We start from the raw sequence: 13175 nt of genomic DNA, 5'->3' as shown, positions 1-13175 counted from the left end.
TCATGCGCGCAATATTATTAGGTATTTTATCATCCGCCTTTTTCTCTGCAACATTCATTATTAACAGAGCAATGAATGTATCTGGAACAAGCTGGGCTTGGACTGCTTCTTTCCGCTTTTTATTTGCTCTCCCTATTTTATTCCTTATCGTTTTATTCCGCAAAAACCTTCGGCCCTTATGGTCAGAAATGCGAAAACATCCCTTTGCATGGCTAGGATGGGGATCTTTAGCAGGGATCGGCTTTTATTCTTTATTAAGCTTTGCTGCTGTCTTTTCTCCAGCTTGGCTTGTTGCAGGAACTTGGCAAGTTACAATACTCGCTGGCTTGCTACTATCGCCATTATTTTTTATTACGATTGAAACAAAAACAGGTACAAAACGCGTACGCGGAAAAATCCCACTTCGCAGTTTATACGTATCACTTTTCATTATAATTGGTGTCATTTGTATGCAAGCAACAGAAGCTGGGCATATTACAGCCACTCAATTTATATCTGGTTTTCTTCCTATTGTTCTTGCAGCTTTCTTATATCCATTCGGCAATCGAAAAATGATGGAAGTTGTAGGAGGACGCCTTGATACTTTCCAGCGTGTATTAGGAATGGCAATCGGCAGTCTGCCTATAGCAATTATTCTTGCAATATATGGTTTTAGGGCAACAGGCATTCCAACATCCGGTCAAATGCTTCAAGGATTTTTATTAGCATTATGTTCTGGTGTTATCGCCACAATGACATTTTTCTTTGCAACAGATTTAGCGAAAGATAACCTTTCCTTATTAGGTGCTGTAGAAGCAACGCAAGCCGGAACGATGGTATTTACTGTTCTTGGTGAAATGATTTTCTTAAATGGTTCATTCCCTATCGGACTCTCACTTATTGGGATGATTATCATTATGGCTGGAATGGTAGCAAATAGCATTTTAAATCGTTCTGTTCCAGTTGCTAAACGAAAGAAAACAGCATAACAAATGAAAACACTGCATAAATAAAAAACATGATTATTCTTTGAGAATCATGTTTTTTATTTGATTAAAATTGTATTAAATACTGAAAAATAGAATCTTCGATCTTTCTGAAAGTAAAAGAAGCGAGCCCACTTATACGGAGGCTCGCTTTTTTTACTTTTTAATTTTTGATTGTAAATTTGTAACAAGTTGCTGAACTGTTACATTCGCAAGTACGCTTTCCATCGCTTCTTGCGCTTGCATTAATATAATTTCTAATACCGATTGAATATTCGCACCTACTGGACATTCAATATTTGGATTCTCATGGAAAGAAAATAGATGTCCTTCTTCTACTACTTCCACTGCTTTATATACATCAAGTAATGTAATCTCATCTAAATCACGAGCAAGTGATGTACCACCTTTCCCTGCTTGTACATCCACTAGACCTGCTCTTTTTAACATTCCTGTAATGCGGCGAATCACAACTGGGTTTGTATTCACACTGCCAGCAATCCATTCAGAGGTACAGCGAGAGTTTCGATCTATCGCAAGTAACGTTAACATATGAACACCTACTGTAAAACGGCTACTAATTCCCATCTGCACACCCTCCTTTACGTTCATTCTGTCAAAAGACGATACATACTATTATATACTATTTTTTATTTGTGCATAAAGAAAAAGCATGATTCTCTTAGAAAATCATGCTTTTATGATTATTGACGCTTAATAAATTTAGTTAAATCTTTGAATTTCACCTTATCAGAGTAATTCATAACACCGTTGACGTAAATGCGGCTTGTAACAGCATTCAATATACCAATTGTCACAATTAAAATAGCTAGTGTTATAGTAATTTCTAATGTACCTGCTTCTCCAGCTACAACTCTTGAGAATGTAACCATTGGTGTAAAGAATGGAACGTAGGAACTCAAGACAACGATTGTACTATTTGGATCACTTAATGATTTAATACTAATAAAGAATGCGGCCATTATTAAAATCATTATAGGAAGAGAGACTGCCTGTAAATCCTCCGTCTTGGATACAACCGCCCCAGCAGCTGCATACATCATCGCATATAGTAAATACCCTGTAACAAAGTAGATAAGAAACATACTTACAACTTTTGCATCTAATTTTGTAAAATCAATTGGAACCCCAAATAATGACGCACTTTCTAAATTTACCCATCCTAATACGTATGGAATGAGATAACCACATGCTAATATGATAAGTTGTAATAAAGCCGTTGAAACAACTGCCAAAATTTTTGCATACATCATCGTAAGAGGCTTTACTTTCGGAAGCATCACTTCCATAACACGAGATGCTTTTTCAGAAGCAATATTCATCGCAATTGTATTACCAAAAGCGATAATAAACATATACAATGCAAACGTAAAGAAATATGCAATACCGAAAGAAGACGTACGATCTTTTATCGCTTCTTGTTTCACAGGAATTTCTGTTTGTAATTGTTTGGCTACTTCTGGTGAAACATTATTTTTAGCAATTGTTACCGCTGTATATTGTTGTTTTAAATAACTTGCCATAATTGCAGAAGTTGCTTGACTTGGGAATCCGTTATACATATACGTAACTTCAGGTACTCCATTCTTTTCTGTTACATGGAATAAACCGTCTAAATCCCCTTCTTCTACTTGTTTATGCAGTTTATCAAAATCCTCTTTTGAACCAACAGTTATTTTCGCTGATGGTAGTAACTTGTTTAATTCCTCTTTTTGCACTTTATATGTGGAACTTTCCGTTACAACTGCAATCTTATCTTTCTCCTTACTTTTATCTCCATCAGAAGTGAAATGGTTAAATGCAAAGATTCCAAACACAACTAAAAATAAAATCGCACTCGTAATCAATGATTTTTTAGAAAAAAATGCTTCCCTGAAATAAAATGAAAATACATGAGAAAATTTACGCATTGTTATTTCGCCCTTTCTACAAATATTTCGTTTAGCGTCGGCTCTAGCATTTTAAATTGCCTTAAGCTTACACCTTGCTCTTGTAAATTTTTTAAAATAGTTAAGGCCTCTGCATCATCATGAACTTTCATATAAAGCAGTCCTTGTTGTTTTTCATACGAAATATGTAAGGCTTGCAATGCCTGTTCATTTTCCACCGCATCTTCAATTGTTAAATTACGAAAACCGTATTCTTTCTTAATATCACTTAGCTGTCCTTCTACAACCGCTTCACCTTTCTTTAAAATACAAACGTGCTGACAAAACGCCTCCACTTGTTCCATGCGGTGGCTTGATAAAATAATTGTTTTTCCTTTTTGTACTTCTTCTTCAATAATATTTGCCAGCATTCCAGCATTAACTGGGTCAAGTCCACTAAACGGCTCATCTAAAATAAGAAGCTCTGGATCGTGAATAAGTGCAGCAATTAATTGGATTTTTTGCTGATTTCCTTTTGAAAGTTCTCCAGCCGTTTTATATTTATATTCCGGGATTGCTAGTTTTTCTAACCAACGATCAATCGCACGGTCTACTTCTTTTTTCGTCATTCCTTCTAATCTACCGAAATAGCGAAGTTGATCTATTACTCTACTTTTTGTATATAATCCTCTTTCTTCCGGAAGATAACCAATCGTTACATCACTTTGAGAAATCGCTTTCTCATTCCATGTAATAGAACCTTCATTTGGGGTTAATAAACCAAGGAGCATTTTAATTGTTGTCGTTTTCCCTGCGCCATTCCGGCCAAGTAGTCCTAATACTTCACCTTTTGGTAATGAAATTTCTAATTGATCGACCGCTTTTGATTCTCCGAATATTTTCGTTAAGTTTTGAATTTGTAAACTCAAAGTATAAACCCTCCCCTTTTTCACTATTCTTACAATCTTCTAAATGGTATGTTGCATATAGGAAAAATATTGTAACATATATAAATCCATCAATTTCTATAATAAAATTCTAAAATTAACGTTATATATCCCGCACCTTTCCTATCCACCATTTGTTTTATTTAGTTAAAATTGTAAATAAAAAACTGACTTTTATCAATTATAATTGTCATTACTCATCATATATCCCCTTACTTATTATACTGAAGTAGGACATACTACTGTATATACAAATAATAGTATGTAAAAGTTCATAAAAAAGGTATAAAAAATATTATATTTTAATATATAATATTAAAGGATTTAGTTACATCAAGGAGGATACATATGAAGATGAAAAGAGGCATTACCACATTATTATCTGTAGCAGTTCTTTCTACATCACTTGTAGCATGTTCAGGAACAGCTGAAAAAACTGTAGCAAAAGAAGAAAAAGTAAAATTAACAGATCAACAGCTAATGGCTGATCTATGGTATCAAACAGCCGGTGAAACAAAAGCTTTGTATTATCAAGGTTATAACATCGGGCAATTAAAACTCGATGCAGCTCTTGCAAAAGGGACAAGTAAAAAACCAGCAATTGTACTAGATTTAGATGAAACCGTTTTAGATAACAGCCCCCACCAAGCGATGACTGTGAAAGAAGGAAAGGGCTATCCTTATAAATGGGATGAGTGGATTAATAAAGCAGAAGCGGCAGCTCTTCCTGGTGCAATTGACTTCTTAAAATATACTGAATCTAAAGGTGTCGATATCTACTACATTTCAAACCGTAAAACAAATCAATTAGATGCAACGATTAAAAACCTTGAACGCGTTGGCGCTCCACAAGCAACAAAAGAACATATTTTACTACAAGACCCGAAAGAAAAAGGGAAAGAAAAACGTCGTGAACTTGTTTCACAATCGCACGATATCGTCCTATTCTTCGGTGATAACTTATCTGACTTCACTGGATTTGATGGAAAATCTGTAAAAGATCGCAATCAAACAGTTGAAGAAACAAAAGCACAATTTGGCGAGAAATTCATCATTTTCCCTAACCCAATGTATGGTGATTGGGAAGGCGCTCTATATGATTACAATTTCAAAAAATCTGATGCAGAAAAAGATAAAATTCGTCGTGATAACTTAAAATCATTTGAAGTAAACAAATAACGTGAAACTTCCATCAGTTGGGGTTTTCTTTATCCTTCACCTATCTTCTTTACTTTCGCTGAGTCTTGAGGTGGGGGTCTTACTGTCCGCGAATAACGGGATAAAAGGATGGCTTAAGCCATCCTTTTATCTTATTCCTTCTTTCTTAACTCACAGTTTATTCCAATCCATTCATGTGTATATCCGAACAATATACATATCCATTTTGATTTTTCAACATATAAGTCGCGGCTGTGAAAATAAAAAAGAATCTCCACTCGTTTTCTCCCTTTGTTTTCACTCGGCATGGGGCTAAAAAAAGCCCGGACCGCTTCTATGCATGGCCGAACGCTCTCTCCCACCCAAAAGAGAGGTTTTGTATTGTTTTTTCCATTTGCATGTATATAAACCGACAAAATTACACATTTTTTGACATTTTCTTTGCAATTCTATTACGTTACGACTCTAATATTTCTTTTTATAGAAACTAGACTTATAATTAACATACTAGAAAAATTATAAGAAAGGACTGAGATTACACAGCGTTATGAAAAAGGTAATTATTATTTCTGCCACCACGATTGTAATCGGTATCACATCCTTCGCTTACTTCGGCTCGAAGTCTCCACTACAAAATGAAGCGAAAGCTGTAGAAACAAAGAAACATATTGAACATCCAAAAGAAGAGATTCCTGCATTTCCAAAAGCAAATCATACAGCAAAAAAAATAGATGAGAACTTCTCCCTTGTTACAAATCCGGATTCACCTCTTGTATTAGTAAATAAGCATCGTAAATTACCAGATGGCTATACACCAGATGATCTTATAAGACCAGACGTTCCATTTGCATATCCAAAAGATAAAGAGAAAACATTACTTCGTAAAGATGCTGGTGCAGCTCTCGAAAAAATGTTCCATGCAGCAAAAGAACAAGGACTAGAGCTTACTGCTGTATCAGGATACCGTTCTTATAAACGACAACAATCATTACATAATATGTATATAAAACGACAAGGACAAGCTGAAGCAGATTCGGTAAGCGCAATCCCTGGAACAAGTGAACATCAAACAGGCCTTACAATGGATATTAGTTCTAAATCAGCAAATTATCAATTAGAGCCTATTTTCGGTGAAACAGAGGAAGGTAAATGGGTAGCAGCACATGCCCATGAATTTGGATTCATTATTCGTTATTTAGAGGATAAAACAGATACGACGGAATACGCATACGAACCATGGCATATTCGCTATGTTGGTAATCCATATGCTACATACTTACATAAACATCACTTAACATTAGAAGAAGCAATGGATGCAAAAAAATAAGAGAGCATAGCGCTCTCTTATTTTTTTTGCATTCATTATTGCAGTAGCTTTTGCTTCCATTCTTCAAGCCAAGGTGCCCCTTTTCCCGTTTTCTTTGAGGCTTGCACCATTGCCCCGCGCCCTACTAAGCAAACTTCTCCCGCTTCATTTTTCACCATATAGTGTAAATCCAAAGAAGAATTCCCAATTGTTTCAGCTTTTACATATACCTTTAAATGTTCATCGAAGAAAATTTGTTTAAAAAAATTACATTGTAAATCAGCAACAACAATCATTGTTTCTGATGCTTCATGTGTCCATTCTTGCATAAAACCAAGCTCTTTAAAAAATTCAATACGTGCTTCTTCAAAGTATGTAAAAGCAACACCATTATTCATGTGTCCAAACATATCTGTTTCACAAAAACGAACTTTCACAGGAATGTAAAATGAAAAATCTTTTTCCCAGCTAGCAAAGTTTTCAATATAGGAAATCTTCTTCATGTTTTTCTCTCCTTTTTCTCTCATTCTCATAAGTCACATAATAACTTTCGGAATAAACAAAAAATTAAAACGATAAAAAGCCATATATCCATTCTGATTTTCCAACATATCAGTCGCGGCTATGGAAAACAACAGGTGACCTACACTCATTTTCTCCCTTTGTTTTCACTCGGAATAGGGCTACCGTTTCTATGCATGGTCGGATCCTCTCTCCCACCCAAAAAGAAGAATTTCATGTCGGTTTTTCCATTTGTATTTATATAAATATTGCCTCTTCGATTCGAAGAGGCAATATAAATTAATAGTTATTGTCGCTACCAAAGAAATCTTTAAACGACTGAATTGTTGTATCGCGGTTTAATGCTGCAATTGAAGTTGTTAACGGGATACCTTTTGGGCATGATTGTACGCAGTTTTGCGAGTTACCACAGTTCGCAAGGCCACCATCACCCATAATTGCACGTAAGCGCTCTGCTTTATGCATTTCACCAGTTGGATGTGAGTTAAATAAACGTGCTTGTGAAAGCGGCGCTGGTCCGATAAAGTCAGATTTACTGTTTACGTTCGGACATGATTCTAAGCAAACACCACATGTCATACATTTTGAAAGTTCATATGCCCATTGACGCTTTTTCTCTGGCATTCTTGGTCCTGGTCCTAAATCATACGTACCATCGATTGGAACCCAAGCCTTAACACGTTTCAAAGCATCAAACATACGACTACGATCAACTTGTAAATCACGTACTACCGGGAATGTCTTCATCGGTTTTATACGAACTGGTTGTTCTAATTTATCGATAAGCGCTGTACATGATTGACGTGGTTTACCGTTAATCACCATAGAACAAGCACCACATACTTCTTCTAAACAGTTCATATCCCATGCAACAGGAGTTGTATGGTTTCCTTTTGCATCAACAGGATTACGACGAATTTCCATAAGAGCCGAAATAATATTCATATTTGGGCGATATGGAATTTCAAATTCCTGATCAAACGATTGTGCATCTGGTCCATCTTGTCTCGTAATGATGAGGCGGATTGTTTTCTCAGACATGTTGTTTATCCCCCTTCTCTTCACCCTTAGCAGCTACATCATGTTTTGAAGAATAGTCACGCTTACGTGGTTTGATTAATGAAACATCAACGTCCTCGTAATGGAATGCCGGTGCATTTCCTTCTCCTTCAAACTTCGCCATTGTAGTTTTTAAGAAGTTCGCATCATCACGATTTGGGAATTCTGGTTTATAATGCGCACCGCGGCTTTCATTACGGTTATACGCACCAATTGTAATAACACGAGCTAATTCAAACATATTTGCCAGTTGGCGTGTAAACGAAGCACCTTGGTTACTCCATTTTGCTGTATCGTTAATGTTAATGCGTTTATAACGTTCCATTAACTCTTCGATTTTCGCATCTGTTTCTAATAACTTTTTATTTTCACGAACTACTGTAACGTTATCCGTCATCCATTCTCCAAGCTCTTTATGAAGAACATATGCATTTTCATTACCATCTAACGTTAAAATATTGTTAAATTTCTCTGTTTCGATTAATTCATTTTGCTCGTATAAAGTAGATGAAACAGCATCAGATGATTTTGAAAGACCTTTCATATATTCAATCGCATTTGGTCCCGCTACCATACCGCCATAAATCGCTGAAAGTAACGAGTTAGCACCTAGTCTGTTACCACCGTGCATAGAGTAATCACACTCACCTGCTGCAAATAACCCTGGAATACTTGTCATTTGCTTATAATCAACCCATAGTCCGCCCATTGAATAATGAACAGCAGGGAAGATTTTCATCGGTAGTTTACGAGGATCATCACCTGTGAACTTTTCATAGATTTCAATGATTCCACCAAGTTTAATATCTAGTTCTTTCGGATCTTTATGAGAAAGATCTAGATATACCATGTTTTCACCATTAATACCTAGTTTTTGCTCGACACACACGTCAAAAATTTCACGCGTTGCGATATCACGAGGCACAAGGTTTCCGTATGCAGGATATTTCTCTTCTAAGAAGTACCATGGCTTACCGTCTTTATACGTCCAAACGCGTCCACCTTCACCACGTGCAGATTCACTCATTAGACGTAACTTATCGTCCCCAGGAATTGCTGTTGGGTGAATTTGAATGAACTCACCATTCGCATAATATGCACCTTGTTGATATACAGCAGATGCTGCTGTACCTGTATTAATAATAGAGTTTGTTGATTTTCCGAAGATGATACCAGGGCCCCCTGTTGCCATAATTACAGCATCAGCTTGGAAACTCTTAATCTCCATAGATTGTAAGTCTTGTGCAACGATTCCGCGACATACGCCTTCGTCATCCACAACAGCACGTAAGAAATCCCAACCTTCATATTTCGTTACAAGTCCTGCTACTTCATGACGGCGTACTTGCTCATCTAATGCGTACAATAATTGTTGGCCAGTTGTTGCACCAGCGAATGCTGTACGGTGATGTTGTGTTCCCCCGAAGCGACGAAAATCAAGAAGTCCTTCTTCTGTACGGTTAAACATAACACCCATACGATCCATTAAATGAATGATACCAGGCGCTGCTTCACACATCGCTTTAACTGGTGGCTGGTTCGCTAAGAAGTCACCACCATAAATTGTATCGTCAAAGTGGATCCATGGAGAATCCCCTTCACCTTTCGTATTTACAGCACCGTTCATGCCACCCTGTGCACATACAGAATGCGAACGTTTTACTGGTACTAAAGAGAACAGTTCCACGTTTACTCCTGCTTCTGCTGCCTTAATCGTTGCCATTAAGCCGGCTAAGCCACCACCGACTACTATAAGTTTCCCTTTCATGCTCTCCCACTCCTTACTGATTTGCTAGCTGTGGATCGATGAACGCTAATAATGCACTCACACCTACATAAGATAAACCTAAGAAAATAGCTAATGTTACATAAGTAGAGATACGTTGTGAACGTGGCGATACTGTAATTCCCCAGCTAATGCAGAATGTCCATAGTCCATTCGCAAAGTGGAAAATTGTTGATACAACCCCAACTAAATAGAAGCCAAACATAGCTGGATTGCTTAAAATATCTGCCATCATATCATAATTTACCTGTTTACCTAACAATGCTTGAATACGAGTTTCCCAAACGTGCCAAGATATGAAAATCAGCGTAACGATACCTGAGATTCGTTGGAAGACGAACATCCAGTTACGGAAGTAACTATAAGATGTCGCATTGTTCTTAGCTGTAAATGCAATATATAATCCATATATAGCATGGTACAGTATCGGTAAAAAGATGACGAAAATTTCTAGCGCATACCGGAATGGAAGGAGCTCCATAAAATGAGCAGCTTTGTTAAAAGCCTCTGCCCCTCTTGTTGCAAAATTGTTTACTACTAAATGTTGCGTCAAAAAGACACCAACCGGAATGACCCCCATTAATGAGTGCCACTTGCGAAACGTATACTCGCGGCCTTTCATGTCCCCATTACCCCCCTTGAGTGTTTGACTGCTGCTTTCAGTATTAGTTTATAACAATAATGTTTTTTCACTATTGCTATAAGAAAAACTGAAAAAATTATTCGAAATATTTCAGCATAATTTGATACCAAATTCATTTTACTCCTATTTTTGTCGAAGCGTCAAGAAAACGTATACATAATTTGTACATAATTTGCATATAATTTGCCACTTCCGTTTTTCTTCCTATATATTTAGATTTTCCTAAAGAAAGTACTGTTTTTATAAATGGGAAATGTTATATAATAATCCCTATAGAAAGAGGGGAATATTGTGAGCAAAAATACACTTGATATAGCATCTTTAGAAGATGTTTCATTGAACGCTTTCGCTTATGAGCTGCTGCGTGAAGAAGTACTACCTGACCTAATTGGTAAAGAATTAGATGACATCTTATACTGGGCCGGCAGAAACCTAGCACGAAAATATCCGCTAGAGACGATTGAAGAAGTCATTCATTTTTTTGAAAAAGCTAGCTGGGGCCGCTTGAACATCATCGAGCATAAACGCCGTGAAATGCATTTTCAGCTAACAAGTCCGCTCATTACAGAGCGTCAAAAGCAAAATAGACATTCTTCTTACCAATTAGAAACTGGATTTGTTGCAGAGCAAATTCAAAAACAACGAAATGTTGTTGCAGAGTCATATGAAGAGCAAAAAAAACGTTCGGAATCTATCACATTTCTTGTAAAATGGGACGTAAAAGATCCTATCGAAGTGTAGAATCTACACTAACAGTCAACTAGACATATAGGTTTAGTTGACTTTTCTATATAAATCCAAATTAAAAAAACGACATACACCATTTCTTTTAGGTGGGAGAGAGCATCCGGCCATGTATAGAAGCGGTCAGTGCCTTTTTCCCCCCATGCCGTGTGAAAACAAAAGGAGGAAATGAGTGGAGAACTGTTTTTGTTTTCATAGCCACAGCTTATATGTCGAAAAATCAAAATGGATTTATATATTTTTGCATATTCATTCGTTTTCAATGATTTTTAATCTTCTGAAATTATACCAAAAAATAAAAGACATTGTAAACTACAACGTCTTCTTATCTGTTAAATAGGAATAAATAGTTTCTGCAACATTTTGCGGCATTCCCGCTTCGACAAATTCCATCACAGAAGCTTCTTTCATCTTTTTTAGGGAGCCAAAATGTTTTAACAATACTTTTTTTCGCTTTTCACCAACTCCAGGAATCCCATCTAAAGCAGATTGAATCACTGATTTCCCGTGAAGCTGACGGTGAAATGTAATTGCAAATCGGTGTACCTCGTCTTGAATACGCTGCAATAAATAAAATTCTTGGCTATTTCTTTCAAGCATAACAGGCTCGGGAGGATCACCAATCATTAAATGCGATGTACGGTGCTTATCATCCTTAACAAGTCCAGCCATCGGAATATATAAGCCAAGTTCATTTTCAAGCACATCACTAGCAGCTGCAAGATGTCCTTTCCCGCCATCAATCACAATTAAATCAGGTAGTGGCAAATTCTCTTTTAAAGCACGCGTATACCGCCGGCGCACAACCTCTCGCATCGATTCATAATCATCTGGCCCTCGAACTGTCTTTATCTTATATTTTCGATACTCTTTTTTCGCTGGTTTTCCATCAATAAAGACAATCATTGCTGAAACTGGATTCGTCCCTTGAATATTTGAGTTATCAAATGCTTCAATACGATATGGTGTTTCAATGCCAAGCTGCTTACCTAAATTTTCAACAGCCTTAATTGTCCGCTCTTCATCACGTTCAATTAAATAAAACTTCTCCCCTAAAGCGATCTTCGCATTCTTGTTTGCTAATTCAACGAGGTCTTTTTTCTTTCCTCGTTTTGGCTGCGTTACATCCACTTCTAAAAAACGCTCTACTAATTCAGGATCAATACTGCCTGGCACTACAATTTCCTTTGGTTTAAAATGATTGTTTTGTTCATAAAATTGACCGATAAATGTTAAAAACCCTTCTTCAGGCTCATCATAAATTGGGAACATAGAGACATCGCGCTCGATTAACTTACCTTTTCGGACAAAGAAAACTTGCACGCACATCCAGCCTTTATCCACCGCATAACCAAACACATCGCGGTCAACTAAGTCGCTCATAATCATCTTCTGCTTTTCCATAATCGCATCTATATGAGAAATTTGATCCCGTAATTCTTTTGCACGTTCAAACTCTAATTTTTCCGATGCTTCATACATTTTCGCTTCTAATTCTGAACGAACTTCTTTATGTCCACCATTCAAAAACTTAACAATTCCATCTACAATTTCTTGATTCTGTTCATCCGTTACCTCTTGTACACAAGGTGCTAAGCATTGTCCCATATGATAATATAAACAAACTTTATCTGGTATATTTGTACATTTCCGAAGCGGATACATGCGATCTAACAGTTTTTTTGTTTCATGAGCTGATTGCGCATTTGGATACGGACCAAAATACTTTCCTTTATCCTTTTTTACATTTCTCGTAATGAGCAAACGTGGCTGTTTTTCAGCTGTAATTTTAATAAATGGATATGTTTTATCATCTTTTAATTGGATATTATATTTTGGATCATATTTTTTGATTAAATTTAATTCTAAAATAAGTGCCTCCAGATTCGAGGAGGTAACAATATATTCAAAATCAACAATTTCTCCGACAAGACGGAGTGTCTTCCCATCATGTGAACCAGTAAAATACGAGCGCACACGATTTTTTAACACCTTTGCCTTCCCGACATATATAACCGTTCCTTGCTTATCTTTCATTAAGTAACAGCCTGGTTGATCTGGTAAAATTGATAATTTTTCTTTTAAATGCTCGTGCACTCGCAAACCCCCGTTTCTACATATTTATCATTATTATTCCAAAACACCCAACATACGTT

12 protein-coding genes are annotated in these 13175 nt (G+C 36.6%); 4 read left to right on the top strand and 8 right to left on the bottom strand.

Going from position 1 to position 13175, the window contains the following annotated elements; translation table 11 throughout:
- Nucleotides 1–2 precede the first annotated feature (2 nt).
- Nucleotides 3–968 (top strand): DMT family transporter, encoded by a 966-nt coding sequence (locus MHH45_RS21330; protein ID WP_077294902.1) that lies wholly within the window; start codon nucleotides 3–5, stop codon nucleotides 966–968.
- 153 nt (nucleotides 969–1121) lie between these two features.
- On the opposite strand, the gene MHH45_RS21325 is transcribed toward MHH45_RS21330, so the two are convergent.
- The 3 genes from MHH45_RS21325 to MHH45_RS21315 all read right to left on the bottom strand — a co-directional run bounded on the left by MHH45_RS21325 (nucleotide 1122) and on the right by MHH45_RS21315 (nucleotide 3783).
- Nucleotides 1122–1553, bottom strand: coding sequence for an Rrf2 family transcriptional regulator (locus MHH45_RS21325; RefSeq protein ID WP_016116523.1), 432 nt, complete (start codon nucleotides 1551–1553; stop codon nucleotides 1122–1124).
- 116 nt (nucleotides 1554–1669) lie between these two features.
- Nucleotides 1670–2896: an ABC transporter permease gene (locus tag MHH45_RS21320; RefSeq protein ID WP_016116524.1), complete on the bottom strand. Its 1227-nt coding sequence runs from the start codon at nucleotides 2894–2896 to the stop codon at nucleotides 1670–1672.
- A gap of 2 nt (nucleotides 2897–2898) precedes the next feature.
- Nucleotides 2899–3783 carry an ABC transporter ATP-binding protein gene (locus tag MHH45_RS21315; RefSeq protein WP_016116525.1) on the bottom strand — a complete coding sequence of 295 codons (885 nt, stop codon included), beginning with the start codon at nucleotides 3781–3783 and terminating at the stop codon, nucleotides 2899–2901.
- A 366-nt stretch (nucleotides 3784–4149) separates the two neighbouring features.
- Between MHH45_RS21315 and MHH45_RS21310 the strand changes: the two genes are divergently transcribed.
- A complete protein-coding gene (locus MHH45_RS21310) occupies nucleotides 4150–4980 on the top strand; it encodes a 5'-nucleotidase, lipoprotein e(P4) family (RefSeq protein WP_003200718.1) in 831 nt (276 codons plus the stop codon).
- Nucleotides 4981–5506: 526 nt separating this feature from the next.
- On the top strand, nucleotides 5507–6286 hold the full coding sequence (locus tag MHH45_RS21305) for a M15 family metallopeptidase (RefSeq protein ID WP_016116526.1): 780 nt from the start codon (nucleotides 5507–5509) through the stop codon (nucleotides 6284–6286).
- 35 nt (nucleotides 6287–6321) lie between these two features.
- On the opposite strand, the gene MHH45_RS21300 is transcribed toward MHH45_RS21305, so the two are convergent.
- The 4 genes from MHH45_RS21300 to sdhC form a co-directional block, all read right to left on the bottom strand.
- On the bottom strand, nucleotides 6322–6768 hold the full coding sequence (locus MHH45_RS21300) for an acyl-CoA thioesterase (protein ID WP_016116527.1): 447 nt from the start codon (nucleotides 6766–6768) through the stop codon (nucleotides 6322–6324).
- 298 nt (nucleotides 6769–7066) lie between these two features.
- A complete protein-coding gene (gene sdhB, locus MHH45_RS21295) occupies nucleotides 7067–7828 on the bottom strand; it encodes a succinate dehydrogenase iron-sulfur subunit (RefSeq protein ID WP_016116528.1) in 762 nt (253 codons plus the stop codon).
- The gene (gene sdhA / locus MHH45_RS21290) at nucleotides 7821–9614 is read right to left on the bottom strand and encodes a succinate dehydrogenase flavoprotein subunit (protein WP_016116529.1); all 1794 of its coding nucleotides are present in this window, start codon (nucleotides 9612–9614) and stop codon (nucleotides 7821–7823) included. The genes sdhB and sdhA overlap by 8 nt, the downstream gene beginning before the upstream one ends.
- A gap of 13 nt (nucleotides 9615–9627) precedes the next feature.
- Complete coding sequence (gene sdhC / locus MHH45_RS21285; protein ID WP_016116530.1) at nucleotides 9628–10254, bottom strand: succinate dehydrogenase cytochrome B558; 627 nt, start codon at nucleotides 10252–10254, stop codon at nucleotides 9628–9630.
- 312 nt (nucleotides 10255–10566) lie between these two features.
- On the opposite strand from sdhC, the gene MHH45_RS21280 reads away from it, so the two are divergent.
- The gene (locus tag MHH45_RS21280; RefSeq protein ID WP_016116531.1) at nucleotides 10567–11016 is read left to right on the top strand and encodes a YslB family protein; all 450 of its coding nucleotides are present in this window, start codon (nucleotides 10567–10569) and stop codon (nucleotides 11014–11016) included.
- 315 nt (nucleotides 11017–11331) lie between these two features.
- Here the strand turns inward: MHH45_RS21280 and uvrC are convergent, their stop codons facing one another.
- Nucleotides 11332–13116: an excinuclease ABC subunit C gene (uvrC, locus tag MHH45_RS21275; protein WP_016116532.1), complete on the bottom strand. Its 1785-nt coding sequence runs from the start codon at nucleotides 13114–13116 to the stop codon at nucleotides 11332–11334.
- Nucleotides 13117–13175: the final 59 nt, after the last annotated feature.

It is taken from the genome of Bacillus sp. FSL K6-0042 (assembly GCF_038006685.1).
GTDB lineage: Bacteria > Bacillota > Bacilli > Bacillales > Bacillaceae_G > Bacillus_A > Bacillus_A pseudomycoides.
This window is presented reverse-complemented; position numbering and strand designations above follow the sequence as displayed.

Bases quoted from the DNA above. Each gene is read 5' to 3' on its own strand.
- MHH45_RS21305 (WP_016116526.1), top strand. From the start codon at position 5,507: ATGAAAAAGGTAATTATTATTTCTGCCACCACGATTGTAATCGGTATC.
- MHH45_RS21300 (WP_016116527.1), bottom strand. From the start codon at position 6,768: ATGAAGAAGATTTCCTATATTGAAAACTTTGCTAGCTGGGAAAAAGAT.
- MHH45_RS21310 (WP_003200718.1), top strand. From the start codon at position 4,150: ATGAAGATGAAAAGAGGCATTACCACATTATTATCTGTAGCAGTTCTT.
- sdhA (WP_016116529.1), bottom strand. From the start codon at position 9,614: ATGAAAGGGAAACTTATAGTAGTCGGTGGTGGCTTAGCCGGCTTAATG.
- MHH45_RS21330 (WP_077294902.1), top strand. From the start codon at position 3: ATGCGCGCAATATTATTAGGTATTTTATCATCCGCCTTTTTCTCTGCA.
- MHH45_RS21320 (WP_016116524.1), bottom strand. From the start codon at position 2,896: ATGCGTAAATTTTCTCATGTATTTTCATTTTATTTCAGGGAAGCATTT.
- MHH45_RS21325 (WP_016116523.1), bottom strand. From the start codon at position 1,553: ATGGGAATTAGTAGCCGTTTTACAGTAGGTGTTCATATGTTAACGTTA.
- sdhB (WP_016116528.1), bottom strand. From the start codon at position 7,828: ATGTCTGAGAAAACAATCCGCCTCATCATTACGAGACAAGATGGACCA.
- sdhC (WP_016116530.1), bottom strand. From the start codon at position 10,254: ATGAAAGGCCGCGAGTATACGTTTCGCAAGTGGCACTCATTAATGGGG.